This window comes from Klebsiella huaxiensis (assembly GCF_003261575.2).
Taxonomy (GTDB): Bacteria; Pseudomonadota; Gammaproteobacteria; order Enterobacterales; family Enterobacteriaceae; genus Klebsiella; species Klebsiella huaxiensis.
In genome coordinates, this window is record NZ_CP036175.1 from 5,219,254 (window position 1) to 5,236,563 (window position 17,310).

General features: G+C 53.2%; 21 protein-coding genes. 9 read left to right on the top strand and 12 right to left on the bottom strand.

Annotated elements, in window-relative coordinates; translation table 11 throughout:
* Positions 1–59: 59 nt before the first annotated feature.
* The 6 genes from DA718_RS24905 to DA718_RS24930 all read right to left on the bottom strand — a co-directional run bounded on the left by DA718_RS24905 (position 60) and on the right by DA718_RS24930 (position 4,742).
* Positions 60–620, bottom strand: a complete 561-nt coding sequence (locus DA718_RS24905; RefSeq protein ID WP_112215146.1) for a fimbrial protein — start codon at positions 618–620, stop codon at positions 60–62.
* Between the two features lie 198 nt (positions 621–818).
* On the bottom strand, positions 819–1,187 hold the full coding sequence (locus DA718_RS24910) for a winged helix-turn-helix domain-containing protein (protein WP_112215147.1): 369 nt from the start codon (positions 1,185–1,187) through the stop codon (positions 819–821).
* 566 nt (positions 1,188–1,753) lie between these two features.
* Positions 1,754–2,818: a DUF2955 domain-containing protein gene (locus DA718_RS24915; protein WP_112215148.1), complete on the bottom strand. Its 1,065-nt coding sequence runs from the start codon at positions 2,816–2,818 to the stop codon at positions 1,754–1,756.
* Positions 2,808–3,875 (bottom strand): HlyD family secretion protein, encoded by a 1,068-nt coding sequence (locus DA718_RS24920; RefSeq protein ID WP_112215149.1) that lies wholly within the window; start codon positions 3,873–3,875, stop codon positions 2,808–2,810. The genes DA718_RS24915 and DA718_RS24920 overlap by 11 nt, the downstream gene beginning before the upstream one ends.
* Positions 3,876–3,881: 6 nt before the next feature.
* Complete coding sequence (locus DA718_RS24925) at positions 3,882–4,346, bottom strand: MarR family winged helix-turn-helix transcriptional regulator (RefSeq protein ID WP_112215150.1); 465 nt, start codon at positions 4,344–4,346, stop codon at positions 3,882–3,884.
* A 231-nt stretch (positions 4,347–4,577) separates the two neighbouring features.
* On the bottom strand, positions 4,578–4,742 hold the full coding sequence (locus tag DA718_RS24930) for a DUF1127 domain-containing protein (RefSeq protein ID WP_110272767.1): 165 nt from the start codon (positions 4,740–4,742) through the stop codon (positions 4,578–4,580).
* Positions 4,743–4,919: 177 nt separating this feature from the next.
* Here DA718_RS24930 and DA718_RS24935 point away from each other — a divergent pair, with 177 nt between their 5' ends.
* Positions 4,920–6,344 carry an aminotransferase-like domain-containing protein gene (locus DA718_RS24935; protein ID WP_112215151.1) on the top strand — a complete coding sequence of 475 codons (1,425 nt, stop codon included), beginning with the start codon at positions 4,920–4,922 and terminating at the stop codon, positions 6,342–6,344.
* 537 nt (positions 6,345–6,881) lie between these two features.
* A complete protein-coding gene (locus DA718_RS24940) occupies positions 6,882–7,217 on the top strand; it encodes a SymE family type I addiction module toxin (RefSeq protein WP_112215152.1) in 336 nt (111 codons plus the stop codon).
* Between the two features lie 170 nt (positions 7,218–7,387).
* Here DA718_RS24940 and DA718_RS24945 read toward each other — a convergent pair whose 3' ends face one another.
* The 3 genes from DA718_RS24945 to DA718_RS24960 all read right to left on the bottom strand — a co-directional run bounded on the left by DA718_RS24945 (position 7,388) and on the right by DA718_RS24960 (position 9,306).
* Complete coding sequence (locus DA718_RS24945; protein ID WP_112215153.1) at positions 7,388–7,690, bottom strand: BrnA antitoxin family protein; 303 nt, start codon at positions 7,688–7,690, stop codon at positions 7,388–7,390.
* A 291-nt stretch (positions 7,691–7,981) separates the two neighbouring features.
* The gene (locus DA718_RS24955; RefSeq protein ID WP_112215154.1) at positions 7,982–8,404 is read right to left on the bottom strand and encodes a FosA family fosfomycin resistance glutathione transferase; all 423 of its coding nucleotides are present in this window, start codon (positions 8,402–8,404) and stop codon (positions 7,982–7,984) included.
* Complete coding sequence (locus DA718_RS24960) at positions 8,398–9,306, bottom strand: LysR family transcriptional regulator (RefSeq protein ID WP_112215155.1); 909 nt, start codon at positions 9,304–9,306, stop codon at positions 8,398–8,400. Before DA718_RS24960 ends, DA718_RS24955 begins: the two co-directional genes overlap by 7 nt.
* An 87-nt stretch (positions 9,307–9,393) precedes the next feature.
* Between DA718_RS24960 and DA718_RS24965 the strand changes: the two genes are divergently transcribed.
* The gene (locus DA718_RS24965) at positions 9,394–10,176 is read left to right on the top strand and encodes an NAD(P)H-dependent oxidoreductase (RefSeq protein WP_112215156.1); all 783 of its coding nucleotides are present in this window, start codon (positions 9,394–9,396) and stop codon (positions 10,174–10,176) included.
* A 75-nt stretch (positions 10,177–10,251) separates the two neighbouring features.
* On the opposite strand, the gene DA718_RS24970 is transcribed toward DA718_RS24965, so the two are convergent.
* Genes DA718_RS24970 through DA718_RS24980 form a run of 3 tightly spaced genes read right to left on the bottom strand, consistent with a single transcriptional unit; the run spans position 10,252 to position 13,624 of the window.
* Positions 10,252–12,210, bottom strand: a complete 1,959-nt coding sequence (locus DA718_RS24970; protein WP_112215157.1) for a helix-hairpin-helix domain-containing protein — start codon at positions 12,208–12,210, stop codon at positions 10,252–10,254.
* Positions 12,207–12,968: a PP2C family serine/threonine-protein phosphatase gene (locus DA718_RS24975; RefSeq protein ID WP_112215158.1), complete on the bottom strand. Its 762-nt coding sequence runs from the start codon at positions 12,966–12,968 to the stop codon at positions 12,207–12,209. Before DA718_RS24975 ends, DA718_RS24970 begins: the two co-directional genes overlap by 4 nt.
* On the bottom strand, positions 12,965–13,624 hold the full coding sequence (locus DA718_RS24980) for a vWA domain-containing protein (RefSeq protein ID WP_112215159.1): 660 nt from the start codon (positions 13,622–13,624) through the stop codon (positions 12,965–12,967). Before DA718_RS24980 ends, DA718_RS24975 begins: the two co-directional genes overlap by 4 nt.
* Positions 13,625–13,887: 263 nt before the next feature.
* On the opposite strand from DA718_RS24980, the gene DA718_RS24985 reads away from it, so the two are divergent.
* The 6 genes from DA718_RS24985 to DA718_RS25010 all read left to right on the top strand — a co-directional run bounded on the left by DA718_RS24985 (position 13,888) and on the right by DA718_RS25010 (position 17,284).
* Positions 13,888–14,472 (top strand): TetR/AcrR family transcriptional regulator, encoded by a 585-nt coding sequence (locus DA718_RS24985; RefSeq protein WP_112215160.1) that lies wholly within the window; start codon positions 13,888–13,890, stop codon positions 14,470–14,472.
* A 214-nt stretch (positions 14,473–14,686) separates the two neighbouring features.
* Positions 14,687–15,490: a winged helix-turn-helix domain-containing protein gene (locus DA718_RS24990; protein ID WP_112215161.1), complete on the top strand. Its 804-nt coding sequence runs from the start codon at positions 14,687–14,689 to the stop codon at positions 15,488–15,490.
* Complete coding sequence (locus tag DA718_RS24995) at positions 15,487–16,005, top strand: FidL-like protein (protein WP_112215162.1); 519 nt, start codon at positions 15,487–15,489, stop codon at positions 16,003–16,005. Before DA718_RS24990 ends, DA718_RS24995 begins: the two co-directional genes overlap by 4 nt.
* Before the next feature lie 406 nt (positions 16,006–16,411).
* A complete protein-coding gene (locus DA718_RS25000) occupies positions 16,412–16,690 on the top strand; it encodes a BMC domain-containing protein (protein ID WP_112215163.1) in 279 nt (92 codons plus the stop codon).
* 16 nt (positions 16,691–16,706) lie between these two features.
* The gene (locus DA718_RS25005; RefSeq protein ID WP_112215164.1) at positions 16,707–16,991 is read left to right on the top strand and encodes a BMC domain-containing protein; all 285 of its coding nucleotides are present in this window, start codon (positions 16,707–16,709) and stop codon (positions 16,989–16,991) included.
* A 14-nt stretch (positions 16,992–17,005) separates the two neighbouring features.
* Positions 17,006–17,284 (top strand): BMC domain-containing protein, encoded by a 279-nt coding sequence (locus tag DA718_RS25010; protein WP_002442217.1) that lies wholly within the window; start codon positions 17,006–17,008, stop codon positions 17,282–17,284.
* The last annotated feature ends 26 nt before the right edge of the window (positions 17,285–17,310 follow it).

A 17,310-nucleotide genomic window follows, 5' to 3' on the forward strand; every position in this document is an offset into this window, starting at 1 on the left:
TGTTAACCGATGGAATTCCTTCCATCGGTGTTTTCATATGTCATCCGATGACGATGAATTTACTGATAATTAATGCTGAAGCTGACATCACTGGTCACAGGGCCTGCTGTCGTAGCTCCCAGTGCATAATACTGAACGGCATAAGGCAGTATAGTGGTTCCGGTGCTCGCACCAGCGGTATTAGGGATAACAACAGGGGTATTGGTTGAAGTTTGTGAACTACGGCCAATATCAATTTTCATATTACTCTGAGCATCGATCAGCTGCAGCTGTACGTTGCCCGCGCCACTCGTAGTTGTATTCACCAGATTGTTAGTGGTGCTATCTACACTCGCACCGTTTTCAAAGTATGCCGCTGCCGTAGACGTGGTTACCAGACCCGTACAACCAGAAAGCTCAATATTAAATTGAGTGCGTCCAGCTACAGCGCCAGGAGCAGCTAAAGCCTGAACAGAAAGAGTAGGCAGTACAACCGTAGCCGGTGAAGGAGAACCATCAATAGCAATCTGACAGGTAGAATCGGTTAGCTGGCCCTGGAAATTGATTTGCCCATCAGAGGCCTGAGCGCCAACAGCAACCAGGCAGGAAACTACAGCGGTAGATAATAATAAACGCTTCATATTTAACTCCATGTTAAAAAAGTCCCTGGATAAGGGGATGTCATTTACAAAAAAAACACTTCTGTTGGAATTTAAACGTCCAACACACGGTCCCATAGCGGTCAATTATTTATTAATACTGATATAATAATATTAGTAATAATAAAATTGCCACTTCACTTATATATTTAAAAAAATAAATATCTTCACAACCAACGTTCAATATTGATAGAGTATTTTTATATTTCCAGAGGTAATTCTGTACCCTTTCCCAGGGATTCGTTCAATCATATTCTCGTCAAAGCCAGCTAATATCAGATTTTGCTTTAAGGCTGATATCACCTGCACTAATCTGGAATGTGAAGAACTCAACCCATTTTTATCCCAGACATGATGCATGATTTCATTATCGGTAATAATGTCCTTTTGATGTTGCATCAAAAGAAAGAATAAAAGATTAGACATAGTACTACGCAAAACAATCGGGCCAGTGCCCAGCAAACGACCAGAAACATTAACAATCTTAAGTGGGCTGTCGAAACAAAAATTTGCATCATCAATCATAAAGCCAAAAACAGATAATGACATTCACATATCCTTATATAATCATCCATAATTATACATCAAGTGAATATATAAATATTTTCCCTGGTGCGATCCAATAATAATCTTATTTCTTGTGGAGATTATAATCTTAATATTAATGAAATCTCAAGCAATGTGAATAATAGGTATAAATATCAACCCAACAACAAAAACAAGAATAAAAAACTATTTTCCAATCAAAAATCAATACATAAAACCAAACAGAATGAAGAATAATCTTAAGAAATTCAGATCAAACAATAAAAACTTAACTCTTTATTTTTAATGAAATTAGAATAAAACACTAAAAATTAAAATAAAATCAATAAAAACAAAAAATTAAGCAAGCTATAAATACCTAAGATAAATCATGAACTAACTTTATTTTATGTAACAAAAGACCATTTCATTCACATATAAGATACTTCACATACGGTTCATTTTTATTTTATATAAATAGGCATTATCTAATCAGATATTATTTTAAGGGGCTAATACATTAGAGCCCCCTATGCGGTTTTCCACAAAACGTCAAACCACACATTATTATCCCTACGTAAAAATACGGTTCACTCCGTAAACACAAACCGCGTCGGCGCAAAACAGTTCAGGATTCGATGCACCAGAAAGACCATGGTCAGCGTCACCACTAAGGCAACGGTTACGGAGGTTATGCGGTACAGATCGCTGAATACCAGATCCTGGTCCGGATGCAGATTCTGGCCAAACATAATGCCGATGGTAGTGATACTGGCGAAGCCCACGCCCGCGCCGACTTTCTCCATCACGTGCAGGCGGGCGCTAAAGGCCAGGCCGAGTCCAATCAGCGGCATCATCAGCACCATATGGTTGCTAAAATCATAGATAACCAACTGCACCAGCAAAATATAGAGACAGGCCATCACCACCCCCACCACGCGCCAGATCGAGCTAATCACCGCCCCGCGATAGTGCATCGGGAAGAGAATTAAAATCCCCGCCATCAGCGCCGACAGGGAATCACTCAGATCGCAGAGCTGGAAGATAACAAAGATCACCGTCGCCACGCTGCCGGAGAGCAGCGATTCATGGCGAATACGAGCGGCATCTTTTTCAATACGCGGCGGCGGCTTGCGCGGTTCCACGTCCGGGATAAAGTAGTTGAGCAGCGCGCTGAGGGCCACCGCCATTACGCACGCCTCCATGTTGGAGAACATCAGCGTGTGCCAGTTGCTGGTGGGATAGCTCATAAAGTTGAGCATCGTGCTCTGGCATACCACGCCCATCGAGCCCAGCAGAAACAACGGCCCCTGGCTCATAAAGCGAAAACGCATCACGTACAGGCCAAAGACCACCAGCGTCATAATTACTGGCCACTGCGAAAGATAGCCGACAATCAGCACCATTTCGACGCAGTTTACCGCTGCGCTGAACACAAACTGCCGCGCCACGTGACGGTTAAATACCGGTACCAGCGAAAGCAGCATCAGCGGGTAAACCACAAAAAAGACGCCGTACTGCACGTCGTAGAAAGTCGAAATGCTCAGCGCGATAGTTCCGGCTACGGCGATGCGCAGCGTCTGGCGAAAATCATTGGCCGTGTAGACGATATTGCCGTGCGGGGTGAATACCCGCGCCAGGGTATTAATAGACATAATGCAGCAGGCTCACCAGATGGATCTGCGCACCAGCAAAGGTGCGGGCAAACGGGCCATCGCTATTATACAGCTGCACCGTAGCGCGTGCGCCGGTAGGCAGCGGCTTGTCCAGCGGCTCATCGAGCGCTACGTGGATACGCATGCGCTGGGCATCGCGCACCCAGCGAGTGGACTGCTCAGGCTGCGACAGCTGACCGTTGACCTCTTCCTGCCCGGCCAGAATCCCGGCATCGCTGCTGGTGACGCGCGCTTTAAAAACTTTACCCGGCAGCGCATCAAACACCACCGCCGCATCGGTATTCACGCCGGTGTGGCGCAGGCTCTTCTCACGGAAATCGGCAACGATATCGGTGTGATTGCTCACCAGCGCCAGCAACGGCGTGGCGGCGGTGGCGTACAGTCCGGGATTGAGCTGAAGGTTGCTCACCATGCCGTCAGTTTCGGCGCGGACCTTTGTCCAGCCGAGGTTAAGCTGCGCTTCTTCCAGCGCATTGCGATACTTTTGCAACGTCACGTTGCGCGCATCATCGCGTTCGCCACGCTGGATCAGCAGGTTCTGGATGCTGGCGCTGAGCGCGCTGACCGACTGTTCGCTGGTTTGCCAGGTGGTGCGCACTTTATCCAGATCCGACTGCGAGACGTTCTGCATAGTGCTCAGCCGCTGATAACGGTCGAGGGTAACCTTGTCGTTGCGCGCGGTGTACTGGGCGGTGCGCAGGTTGGCGCGGGCAGAGGCGATCTGCGCGTCCAGCTGCTGGTTGCTCAGCTTCGCCTGCTCAAGGGCGATTTGTGCGGCCTCTACTTTGTTAATAAACAGCGTCGGGTCCAGCTCATAGAGCAGGTCGCCCTTCTTCACCTGGCTATTATTATGTACATAGACATGGGAGACATAGCCGGAGACGCGCGACGAGACCGGGGTCACCACGCGCATCACGGTGGAGTCCGGGGTGAGCGGGATCCAGATATCGGCAACGATAAACCAGGCGAATATCGCCAGAAACGCGGCAATACTCACCCTTACCCAACGGGCAAACTTCTGTTCAGGGGTCATCATAGTTTTTTAGATCTTATTATCTTCTTCGCGGATAGTCCGCAGATTGCAGGCGATGTGATTTAACGTGGCGCTGAAGGTGGCAAGTTCCGCCTCGGGAATGGTTCGGGTGACGCGATTTTGATAAGTCTCAATCACGCGGTTCAGCTCTTCCAGCCTTGTTCGGCCTTTCGCCGTCAGCGTCAGCAGGCGTATACGCTTGTCATAGGGCGATGTAGAACGCAGCAGATAGCCCTGCTTTTCCAGCTGCGTGAGGGTGCGCATCAGCGGCGGCAGTTCAATGCCCTGCACCTCCGCCAGCTCGCTGACCGAGACGTTATCCCCCAGCTGATGCAGCTGCATCAGCACCGTCCAGCTTGACTGAGTCAGGCCAGTGTCGGTAATGGCAGAATCGATAATCGCGCGCCACTGGCGCACCACCATCGCCATACGCATCCCCATTGGGCGGCGGGCAAACAGGTCGTCTTCGGTCATCTTCTTTTCCTCATTTAACGATGAGGAAAATAATACTTATCAAGATAACTATAAAGAAACAAAGGACAGAGAAGCATGAAATGATAAATTCTGTGAATGTAAATTCCCGATGGAGTATCGGTTTGGTATGGTAGCCCGGACAGGCGCGTCAAGCGCCGCCTCCGGGGAAACCCCGGTCGCGCTGACGTTTACCGGGGCTACGAACGTGCGCGGGGTGAAAAACCGCACGTTTTAATTGATCTGATCCCGTCTTAATCCGACGTCTCTCAGCTGTTCATCGCTCATTCGCTGCAAAACTCGTCGCGTTTGCATCCGAAGCCACCATTTTCTGATCGCTCGCCCTAAAAATACGAAGCCGATAAACGGCTGTTTTGCCCGGTTCTCGTGAAATTCCATCCTCTGCCTCCTCGCCTTGCCAGAGGCTTTATCTTCGCGGATCTGGGGCCAGACAATACAGATTCACAAAACACTTTTCTTTAACATACAGATTGATTAAAACGATATCTGCGTGCGGTTTTCACCGCCGATCTGTACCGATTTATCCATCTGTATGGCAACAAAAAGGGATACAGCATGACTCGCTACCAACATCTGGCCAATTTGCTGGCTGAGCGTATTGAACAAGGGCTATATCGCCATGGCGAAAAGCTGCCCTCAGTGCGCAGCCTTAGCCAGGAGCACGGCGTCAGCATCAGCACCGTCCAGCAGGCTTATCAGACGCTGGAGCAGCGCCAGCTGATCACCCCGCAGCCGCGATCCGGCTATTTTGTTGCCCCACAAAAAGCCCAGCCGCCGGTACCGCCGATGTCGCGCCCTGTACAGCGCCCGGTGGAAATAACCCAGTGGGATCAGGTGCTGAACATGCTCGACGCCCGCAATGACAAAACCATCATCCCGTTCGGCGGCGGCTCCCCGGACGTATCTCAGCCGAGTTTAAAACCGCTGTGGCGCGAGCTCAGCCGGGTGATCCAGCATAATATTATCGATGTGCTGAGCTACGATGAGCTGGCCGGACGCCGCGAGTTACGCGAGCAGATTGCCCGCCTGATGCTCGATGGCGGTTCCGTCGTCACCGCCGACGAGCTGGTGATCACCAGCGGCTGCCACAGCGCACTGTCGCTGGCCCTGCTCGCGGTGTGTCAGCCCGGCGATATCGTTGCCGTCGAATCCCCTTGCTATTACGGCACCATGCAGATGCTGCGCGGCCTGGGGATCAAAGCCATTGAGATCCCCACCGATCCGAACAGCGGGATCAGCGTCGAAGCCCTGGAGCTGGCGCTGGAGCAGTGGCCGATCAAAGGGGTCATTCTGGTGCCGAACTGCAACAACCCGCTGGGATTTATCATGCCGGACGCCCGTAAGCGCGCCGTACTGTGCCTCGCCCAGCGCCACGATATCGTGATTTTTGAGGATGATATTTACGGCGAGCTGGCGACCGACTACCCGCGCCCGCGCACCATTCATTCGTGGGATATCGACGGCCGGGTCATACTCTGCAGCTCGTTTACCAAGACCATCGCCCCCGGCCTGCGCATCGGCTGGGTCGCCCCGGGCCGCTACTACGATCGCCTGTTGCAGATGAAATACGCCGCCAGCGGCACCAACGTCCCCTCGACCCAGCTGGCGGCCTCCACCTTTATTCGCGAAGGCCACTATCACCGCCACGTGCGGCGCATGCGGCAGATCTATCAGCGTAATATGGAAATTTACACCTGCTGGCTGCGGGAATATTTCCCCTGCGGCATCTGCGTCACCCGTCCAACCGGCGGCTTTATGCTGTGGGTCGAACTGCCCGAGCAGGTGGATATGGTCTGCGTCGCCAAACAGCTGTGCCGCATGAAGATCCAGGTCGCGCCGGGATCGCTGTTTTCGGCTTCAGGGAAATATCGTAACTGCTTAAGGATCAACTGCGCCCTGCCGCCGATTGAGAAACATCGGGAGGTGATGGTGCAGCTGGGCATGGCGGTGAAGGTGGCAATGGAGTGGGAGGCGGAGTGAAGATTATAGGGTGTAGCACTCGGTGAAAGTTGTTTTCCTGCGCTGCATCCAAGTTTTCACTATTTATTCTCCACCCTCGTCGCTCTACCGTTACATTGCTTGATGGTTCACCCATATCACGAAAAATTGACTTTACTGCATGCGATAAATTATCGGAAAAACCAGGCGGTGATGATGCAATATCTGTCAAATCCGGTGCTGGCAAAAGGGTTTGCGCGCATGGTGTTTGATTTACTGAAAGGGGGCTAATATTAAAAAGGCTGTGATAATTTTCGCAGCCTTTTATTTTTTAACGGATATTTTGTTTTTAATTCTATTGCAGGATGGTGTTTTGTTTATCTTCCCCAAGATTAGACATTCCCATAAATTTAATTTCCGAATAAATACTTCCAGTTACGTCTTTATTATTGTCTATTTTTAGCTGGCTTTATTTTTATTTACTGGGTAGATTTACAGGTGTTTATTTAACGCAAGACGCCCGTGCTGCAACACGAGCGTCTTACTAATCACAATCCCTATCGACTGAGAATAGAGACCATGACTGACTTCAATTCTATTGCAGAACTCATTAAACCTGTAGTGTTTCCTTCCACCCTGCGCAGCTATACCGTGTCGTATGTGACCAATTATCCAAAACACGATCGTGTACCCGCGCTGATCTTAAAAGGTCAGTGGCTTGAGAAAGCGGGTTTTACCCCCGGCAGAAAGCTGGAGGTGCGCGTTATGGACGAGTGTATTGTGCTCACCGCCAAAGTGATGGAACCCACGCTCGAGGATGCGTTTCATCGTGTGCAGAATCTCTCAAAGCGCAAGCAGCAGCAAATCATGGAGCTGATCGCGATGGTGGAAAGCAGCAAGGGAACCTTCAGTTAACCCCCAAAACGGGCGGCCAGATATGGCCGCCTGACTTATTACACGCAACTTGCTGCGTTATCTCCCCGGCTCGCGCTGCGGCTTCCCAGGCTACCGGTTCCCAACCATCTGCGGACCCGTAGCCCGGAAAAGGTGCGTCAAGCACCGCCTCCGGGGAAACATAAAGCAGGTTATTTCTTATTAAGATCGCGAATCATCGCTTCTCTTAAGATTGCATTCAAGCGGGTTTGGTAGCCTTTCCCAGGTCGTTTTAGCCACTCCATAACATCAGCATCAATACGTACAGAAGCCTGCGTTTTTAGCGGTCGATAAAATTTACCGCGTACCGCATCTGACCACTGTTCATCCTCTGTTGCCGGGATATCACTGTAATCAATTTGATCATCCGTTTTCTTCGCCAGCGCTTTAAGTTCAGCATCTCGCTCGACTGTAAGCCCAGCCGGGTTATCGCGTTTATGTTTAACCATGTTCATAACGATTCCTCTCTTTGCTGTTCGCCTTCCAGGCGCTGATGATATGAACGACCTCTGTTACGCTTTCAAAATGGATTGTATATACAAAAAAGTACAGACAATTATCTGGAGATAAGAATGTCAACGTTGGAAAAAACCTCACATTTTTAAAGCAGGATTTGTAAAGGTTCTCCCGGTGGCGCTGCGCTGACCGGGCTACGGGTTCACAGCCGTCTGCGGGCCGGTAGCCCGGACAGGCGCGTCAAGCGCCGCCTCCGGGGAAACAACGCGCAATTTAGCTCCAGCCGTCCGCTAGTCCTCGCCAAAAAACACCATGCCTTTATAGGGTTTCTCCCGGCAGGCTGCCAGGCGCTGGGCGAGGCTGCCGACGTGCAGCTCCAGCTTATGACCGTCCGGGTCGAGGAAATAGTGCGATGCGCCTTCGCTTTTATTCGTTTTCCATACCGGGACGCCAGCCGCATTCAAGCGCTCGGCAAAACCCGCAAAGTTCTCTTGCGCAATACTAAACGCGTAATGTGTATAATCGCTCTCCTCCGGCGGGGTGACCTGCCGCTGCGGATCCAGCGACAGGCACAGCCACAGATCGCCGCAGGAGAGATACGCGCCGTTGTCCCACTGCGCGTGCAGCGTCATCCCCGGAAGCTGCTGATAAAACGCCACGCTCGGCGCCAGCTGGCTGACCGCCAGGGTCAGGTGATTTAATCCGCTTAACATCGCTTATCCTCTAATGACATGACGATTTGCTGGCGCAGCCACCGATGCGCCGGGTCGCGGTGCCAGCGCTCGTGCCACAGCATCAGCATATCGAACCCGGCCACCGCCAGCGGCGGTTCGACCACCGTCAGGCCACGAGTTCCGCGCACCAGACGCTCCGGCAGCACCGCCACCAGCTCGCTATTGCGCAGCGTCTCCAGCATAAACAGGAAGTGTGGCACCGAAAGGACAACCCGCCGCGCCAGCCCGAGGTTCGCCAGCGCGGTATCGGTTGCCGCGCTGAATCCCCCGCCGTCTGGCGAGACAATCACCTGTTCTAACTGGCAGAACTGCTCCAGGCTCAATGTAGATTGCAACGCCGGATGCCCCGCTCTGCCCGCCAGCACGTAGCGTTCGCGAAACAGCAGACGCTGATGCAACCCCGGCGGCGCGCCGTCATGAGTATGGAAAAACAGATCCACTTCATCGCGATCCGCCTGCTGAATCAACCGCGAGGGCTGTAGTTCAAACACCGCCAGACGGCTGGCAGGAGAAGCAGTACGCAGCACGTTGAGCGCTGGCAGCAGGATCGCCGAGGCCATATAGTCCGTTGCCGCCACGCGCCAGGTCTGCGCCGCCGTCGCCGGGTCAAATGCCTGAACTGGCACAACCGCCAACTCCAGCGCCAGCAGCGCATCGCGCAGCGGCCCGCGTAGCTCATCGGCGCGGGCGGTTGGCTGCATCCCACGCGGACCCGGCAGCAGCAGCGGATCGGCGAAAATCTCCCGCAGCCTCGCCAATTGAACGCTGACCGAGGGCTGCGACAAATTAAGGCGCTGCGCCGCTCGAGTGACGTTATTTTCGCTGAGCAGTACGTCGAGGGTGCGCAGCAGGTTGAGGTCCAGACGCTGAATATTAATCATCACTATACCTGTCATTAAGGTAATTCATTTCTACTATAACGCCGCGCCCTCTACTCTGCAGCTCTCCATTGCTCAGAGGTTACTTCCATGAAAGTGTTACTGATTTACGCCCATCCCGAACCGCGTTCGCTTAACGGCGCGCTGAAAGATTTTGCCGTGCAGCATCTTCAAAATGCCGGTCACGAAGTACAGGTTTCTGATCTTTACGCCATGCGCTGGAAGGCAGGGTTTGATGCCGACGACAGTAACGCTTTGCCGGTCGGAGATGTCTGGCGGGCAACGCGGGATTCACAATATGCCTTTGCCCACGGCACGCAACGCGCGGATATCACTGGCGAACAGGAGAAGCTGCTATGGGCCGATACGGTGATTTTTCAGTTCCCGCTGTGGTGGTTTTCTATGCCCGCCATTATGAAAGGCTGGATTGACCGGGTCTACGCTTACGGGTTTGCTTACGGCGTCGGCGAACATAGCGACAAACACTGGGGAGATCGCTATGGTGAAGGGACGTTTGCGGGCAAGCGGGCGATGCTGATCGTCACCGCCGGAGGATGGGCAGAGCACTACGCGCCGCGCGGGATTAACGGTCCTATCGACGATATCCTGTTCCCCATTCAGCACGGGATGCTGTTCTACCCCGGCTTTGACGTGTTGCCGCCGCTGGTGTTTTACCGTACCGACAAAATCGATGAACATCGCTTTAATACGCTACGCGACGAACTGGCCCAGCGGCTTGATACGCTCACCGAAACCGCGCCGATCCCCTTCCGCCGCCAGAACCATGGCGATTACCTGATCCCTTCTCTGGCTCTGCGCCCGGAGCTATCACCGGGTGAAAGCGGTTTAGGCGTACATCTAGACCACAATTAATTTACACCCTAAATAATTCGGCCTGCGCTAACACCGAAGGGGCAAAGCCGCAGGCCGAGTCACGAGGTGGAGATATTAGCATAGGCTGAAATCGGCCTGCGTCTGCGCCAGCTTTTTCGCGGCCTCCTGTAACGGATCACGCAGCGCCGCCATCCGTTGATCGGACTCCAGACTAAAACGCTGTAGCTCTAACGCACCTTGAGTTAAGACCGCCTCCAGCGCCACCCGCCGTGCGGCGAACTTCGCCTTCACCGCGTTGGTGTCGCTGAGCGGTACCGCTTCGGCCGCGTTGAAGAAAAAGCGCCGTTCGCAACTGGCCTTCCACTCCAGCACCGCCTGGGCCAGATGATTTCCAAAACCTTTTACTGTTATTAACTTTCGTTTGCTGACATCCGCCGCAGTTTTAATACCGGACGAAAGCAGTGCCGCCTTGCGTGTAGGGCCGACGCCGTGGATCGACGCAGAGGCAATCAGGCATGTTGCGAGAAATTTATTCCGTTGACGTTCCCGTGCCGTCTTTTGCAGATCGTCAAGTTCTGCCTTTTCCGCTGCCGGGAGACCATCAAGCTCTTCTTTGCGCTGCATCAGCGCCGCACGTTTGGCTATAAAACCTTCGGGCCCGCAAGAGTGCTGCGCCTGATTGACGAGCTGCCGATACTCATTTTCGGCAAGATCCATCGCCGTACGGCGCTGCTGTACTTCCTCTTTACGCAGCAGCTTACCGATATGCTTTACCCCCCAGACCGCCAGAGCGCCGCCAATCAACGACCAAAGCCATCCCTGCGACATATAGAAAACTTTCATCGTCACAACCATTATCACGATGGCAGTAAACGCCACCACGAATTGAGCGACGGTAACCGCTTTTTTCCCTGGGATATTCTGCGGTAACGGGCGAGGTGTTACCTGATAATGTAAAGCGGAGGGAAGATTCAACGGCCGCGGCGGCGATGCTGCCGCGATCGCGCCCATCACTCTGGCCATAACAAAATTACCCGCTGACGTTCTGACGGTAACATTCAAATCGATAAAATAGCTCACCCCCTGATCTTCAAGCTCGCACCAGGGGCAGTGGGTTAAATGGCGAGGGAAAACATGCATTGCAGAGGCGGCGCATTTTCTTAGTTGCTGGCGTACCTGATCCAGCGCACTAACCCACTGCTGTGCCGTCGGACGCCCTTTTTCAACCCCTTGTTCGGTGAACGCCAGATGAAACATAGAAGCCAGCGAATGGGGAAGTATCGATATGGGAATAGAGCGCGGAGGCGGCCGAAAGCCGCGCTGCTGATAATCGCTGGCGTAAGCGTAACGAAAATGCGCAATATCCGATTCCAGCGCATTACCCACCTCTTTTAACAACGGAATACCGGAATAAGGGTGCCGACCGCCAAACAAAACATGGAAAATCAGCAGCGCGAGGCCGAAGTTATCGTGGTTTTGTGTACGGTTAAACCCGGAGAAGGAAGGTAATGATTGCAGCTCTGGCGGGGTAAAATGCGCCACGCCGACCTCACAAAGATGCAGCGTGCCCCGTTCATCAATCTGGAACGAATCACTGTCTATCAGGACAACCTTGCTGTCTTTCCCCACCATAAAGCTGTTCTGATTCACATCACCGACAATATGCCCGTGAGCGTGGACAGTTTCGAAAGAGGCGGCGATATTGCGAGCAACATACAGCAAAAAATCCCATGCTGAATCAGGGTAATGCTGCCGCCGATGTGCAGGGCTATAGACCATATGGATCGGCTCTTTTCCTGTGACCTTAGGCATCAGGAAGCCCACCACCTTACCTCCACGCCCGGCGTGCAGCGTTGTCTGCGGCCAGGCGATATAACTAAAGAGCTGCTCGTCTGCTGTTGCCGCCATAAAGCTCAGCTTGGCCTGCTTCAGGTTGTCCGGCGGCGTGTGATAAATCTTGGCAACGCTGTCACGCCGTTCCGCCACCTCAAACACCGAGCCTTCGCCGCCCTTGCCTAACTCCCGCCCCAGCGTTACCGCATCGCCGGTGGATGTATATAAATGTCCTTTCATGGCGCCCACAACGCCAGCGCCAGCGTTTTATCATCATCCGTGCGTTCATTAACCGACGGGCTGCCCAAAAATTCGACCAACAGGTCCGGTAACATTGCCGCCTGCTGCGGCGAAACGCTGGCCATCACGTTGAAAAATGGCGTAAAAAACGGCTCATGAGGAGTATTGTCCGTAAGATTAAGCGCCAGCCGCTGGATGCCGTCGGTAAACGCCGCAACCTTCAGCGCTTGCGCTGGTATGAAATGCGTCTCCAGTAAGTTCACTGCGTCTTCATCCGTCACAAACCAGGTCATATTGGCATACTCGCCAGTCATCGGTACTAGCGGAACTTCTAACCCTTTGCCGCAATCCACGACCACGCCGCCGTCGCCAATCTGCATAATAAGCGTCGCGTTTTCCATAGAGAGTACGCCTAAAAAGGTGCAGGCATAATCGCGCGCTATCAGTGAGTGGGCGGCGGCCACCGCCAGAATTCGTTCCTTTATGACCAGTACGATATCAACTGCTAACGCTTCATTAAGCTCAAACGCGCCCTGGCGTACTCTGTCAGACAGCCAGGCCGATGCTGCTTCAACAGCCAGTTCAGCCCCTTCACCGCCCCGCTGTGCGCTGCCTGCGCCGTCGGAGACAAACAGTGAAAGCAGCGGCTGCCCATCGTTGAGCATATCAACCCTTGCCAGGCAGCGATCCTGGCAAGGGGTTTGGGTGCTGAGATGAGACGTACCAACCTCGGAACCATAAACCAGACGCCAGGTCACACTGACGCCCACCCTTTTGGTGATTCAAGTGCGACTTCGGTTCCCGGCGTGGAGCGGGAAACGGAACGCAGCGAGCTGGAAAGCCAGCTAAACAGTTCACGGAACTGCAGTCCCTGTAACGATAGCGGCTGCCGTACGCTAATTTTCGCCAGCGTGTTCATATCCGCGCTCTGTACGCCAATGGAGAAAAAGGCGAACTTTTTGGCGGCTTCGCCTTCGCTGACCATGGCCGCCGCCGACTGCCAGCTATCCGTCGGCCCACCATCGGTGATCAGAAAGACCCACGGGCGGTAATATGAAATGCCGTTAGCGCGGTACTCGCGTTTACGCTCTTCAACCATATTGAGCGCCTGGGTGATAGCCGCCCCCATTGGCGTATCGCCCTGCGCATAGAGGATCGGCGGGAAAAAGCTTTCCGCGCTGGTGAAGGGTTGTTCCACTTTTACCGGGCCAAACGTCACGATGCTTAAATCAACGCGTTTCATCGCCAGCGCATCTGAAAGCAGTTCATCGCGAAAGGTCATCAGACCGGCATTGAGTTCATTGATAGGGCGGCCGATCATCGACCCAGAGACATCCAGCAGCAGTACGCAAGGGCAGCGTGGCTCTGGATTACTGGCAAAATCACTGGTACCAAAGGTAATTTGTTCGCTCATGAGAATTCCTTTCTGTATTTGAGTGGTGTCATCACAACGAGGTGGATAATCCATCCCATACCTAACGTTGGCAGAGGTGATAATAACCTGGGAAATTAAAAAAATAGTAAATAATAAATGGGTTAGCGCGGAACAAGCGGACGAAGAATACCACCACAATTCACAAGGTGAATTGTGAGCCTCCACGCAATAACCGAATCCCATCCCGGTGCGCCTCTTCGCATATTGATAGCGATCAAGAATAATCATACCGTCTGGTCGGTATGATTCGGGCCATGAACACAGAAGCCCAACATCGAAAAAAAGACCCGGTCCGTTTATATAAGCAGTTGCTGGAATCAGCGGCCACCATTGCCGGTCGGGACGGAATCGCCGCTCTCTCGCTAAACGCCGTTGCGCGCGAGGCGGGTGTCAGCAAAGGCGGCTTACTGCACCATTTCCCGAACAAACAGGCGCTGATTTTTGCCCTCTTTGCCCGCCTGCTGGCGATTATGGAGGAGGCGATTTCTGAGCTGATGGCTGCAGATAATATCTCTTATGGCCGCTTTACCCGCGCCTATCTGCACTACTTGTCAGCCCCGGAGCTGACGGACACCCAGGAGAGCCGCCAGTTAATGGTGCTGTCGCTGGCGATGCCGGATGAGCCGGTACTGCGAAAATGCTGGCGCGACTGGATGCTTGACCATCTGGCGAAGGGTGACGAACTGGACAATAGCCATACCGGCACGCTGGTGCGCTATGCGGCGGACGGCATCTGGCTATCGGAATTAACCGAGGGGCGCACGATGAGCGCCGGGCACCGGCAGTCGCTGGTCAGCGATCTGACGAAGATGACGCTTCCTGCGTGAAGCATATATACACTAAATAATTCGCGTTGCAGGACAAAACGGTTAACCGTTTTGAACAGCGCTTGCGCTGGCCCTGAAAGGGTGAGTCCCGTAGGGACGAATCACGCGGCAAGGGAGCGAATCCCTGGGAGCATAGATAACTATGTGACCAAGGTGAGCGAGCGCAGCCAACGCACCTGCAACGTGAAGTATGACGTGATAGATTGAGGCCGCGATGCGTTATAACATCCATGGCCGTCTTATTTATGATGCAACGGACGGCACTCTAACAATACCGGGAAGCAATGAGGCGGACAGCCAGCTGTCAATTACCGCCAACGCGCTGCTGTGGTTTTTCCTGCGCCATACCGCCGTGGTTAGCCGTGATGAGGTGCTTAAAAAGGTCTGGGATGATAACGGGTTAACTTCGTCGAACAGCAATCTCAATCAGTATCTGAGCATGCTGCGCAAAACCTTCCGCCACTACGATATCGATAACATTATTGTCACCGTGTCGCGCGGCCTGCTGCAGCTCAACCCGGATCTCACCATTGAGATGCTGGACGCTATCCCTGAACCTGCACCGCCGCAGCCCGCTATCGATCCTGAGCCAGACCAAACCACCGCGCCGCCAGAACAAAAGCCTGTTTCCACCCGGCACGCGCGCGGCACCTGCTGGTATCTCGCTGGCGTCAGCCTGCTCACGATCTCCTTGCTGCTGGTGGTGTGTAGTTTTCTTGGCACCAGCGAGTCGCGACCCATCATGCTAACGCAAATGAGCCACAGTCAGTGCGAGCTACTGGCCAGCGATGAGATGCTGCGCTCCGTTGCCGGAACTGCCTATGGCAAGAATTTTGATGTCGTACGCCAGCGCCTGAAGCTGGAGTGCAAACCCGGCGAACGCTTTGTCTTCTTCTATGGCGACCGGCTGGAAACCAACGGCCTGGGCCGGGTATTCCTCGCCCACTGCGCGATGCATGAAGATAACCCGTTCAGCTACTGCGATAACTATTTTTACTATTCATGGAAGCCGCAATGAGACTCGCCCCTCGCCCCTTTTTCGCTCTTTCCAGCCTGGTGTTTATTGCCGCCGCCGGGTTCAGTGCCTGGAAGCTGCTGCCCGTCGAAAACGGCGGGATCATGAGCTGTTCGACAAAAGCGATTATGCGTTTTGAGAACATGGAGAAAGAGAACGTTAACGGCAACATTCATTTTAATTTTGCCGCTAACGGGAAGGGGTCGATGGTGGTCGAAGGCTATACCGACTCCGCCGCCGGTTGGCTCTATCTCCAGCGCTACGTCAAATTCAGCTACACCAGCAAGCGCATCTCCACCACCGAGCGCCACTATCGCATCAGTAAGTGGGAATCCAGCGCCTCATCCATTGATGAGTCTCCGGACGTCATCTTCGACTACTTTATGCGTGAGATGTCGGACAGCCACGACGGCCTGTTCCTCAACGCCCAGAAGCTCAATGAGAAAGCGATTCTGCTCAGTTCTATTAACTCGCCGCTCTACGTCTGCACGCTGAAGTCCGGCAGCAAACTTGATTAAGCTCACAGTGTCTTTTTTCCAGCCCCATCTCTCCCACTAAAACCGCACTTTTTGCATTTAGCCTCACCGCCAAAACACGATCTTTCCCGCACTTCACGAAGGGTTAAATTACCCCTCTCCTGCAATAAATTAGCAACCTGTTAACATCTATCGGCTTCCGACTAAATGGTGAAAAAAACGCCACAACCGTCGCCAAATCTTCCCCTCAACTGCAGCACAAACAGATAAATACCAACCTCACCCAGCCTAAATCACAGAGTAAAAAACTAAAAATACCCGCCTGACGGATTTAAATTTCACTTCACCGCCCACGCCCTATAGTGAACCCCGAACACCGCTTCCGCGTCCTGACGCCGTTACGCGGACGGTTTTCCCGAATCACAAAATCTGTTCTGGAGGAGAAAACATGGGTGATGCATTAGGGCTTATCGAAACCAAAGGTCTGGTGGCCTGTATTGCCGCAGCGGATGCCATGTGCAAATCCGCCAACGTCGAGCTGATTAGCTATGAAAACATCGGCTCCGGTCTGGTCACCGTGATGGTGAAGGGCGACGTCGGCGCGGTGAAAGCAGCAATAGATTCCGGTGTGGAATCCGCACAGCGCGTAGGGGAAGTGGTGACGTCGCTAGTGATTGCGCGTCCACACAACGACATCAACAAAATTGTCATTAAACACAGGGCTTAAGGCCAGGAGAACGCAAATGGGTGATGCATTAGGTTTGATTGAAACCAAAGGTCTGGTGGCCTGCATTGAAGCGGCAGATGCGATGTGCAAAGCCGCCAACGTTGAGCTGATTGGCTATGAAAACGTCGGTTCCGGTCTCGTCACCGCGATGGTGAAAGGCGACGTCGGCGCGGTGAAAGCGGCTGTTGATTCCGGCGTGGAATCCGCGCAGCGCATCGGCGAAGTGGTGACCTCGCTGGTTATCGCCCGCCCACATAACGACATCAACAAAATCGTCTCGCATTACAAAATGGCCGAATAACCGGAGAAAACCTGATGAAAGAAGCGCTAGGGCTTATCGAAACCAAAGGTCTGGTGGCCTGTATTGAAGCCGCGGATGCAATGTGTAAAGCCGCCAACGTCGAGCTGATTGGCTATGAAAACGTCGGTTCTGGCCTCGTCACCGCGATGGTGAAAGGCGACGTCGGCGCGGTGAATGCCGCCGTGGACTCCGGCGTGGAAGCGGCCAAACGCATTGGCGAAGTCGTCACCTCTCGCGTCATCGCGCGACCGCATAACGATATCGAAAAAATCGCGGCGCAGCACAAAGCATGACCTGACAGGGCGCGCCCCGTCTCCAC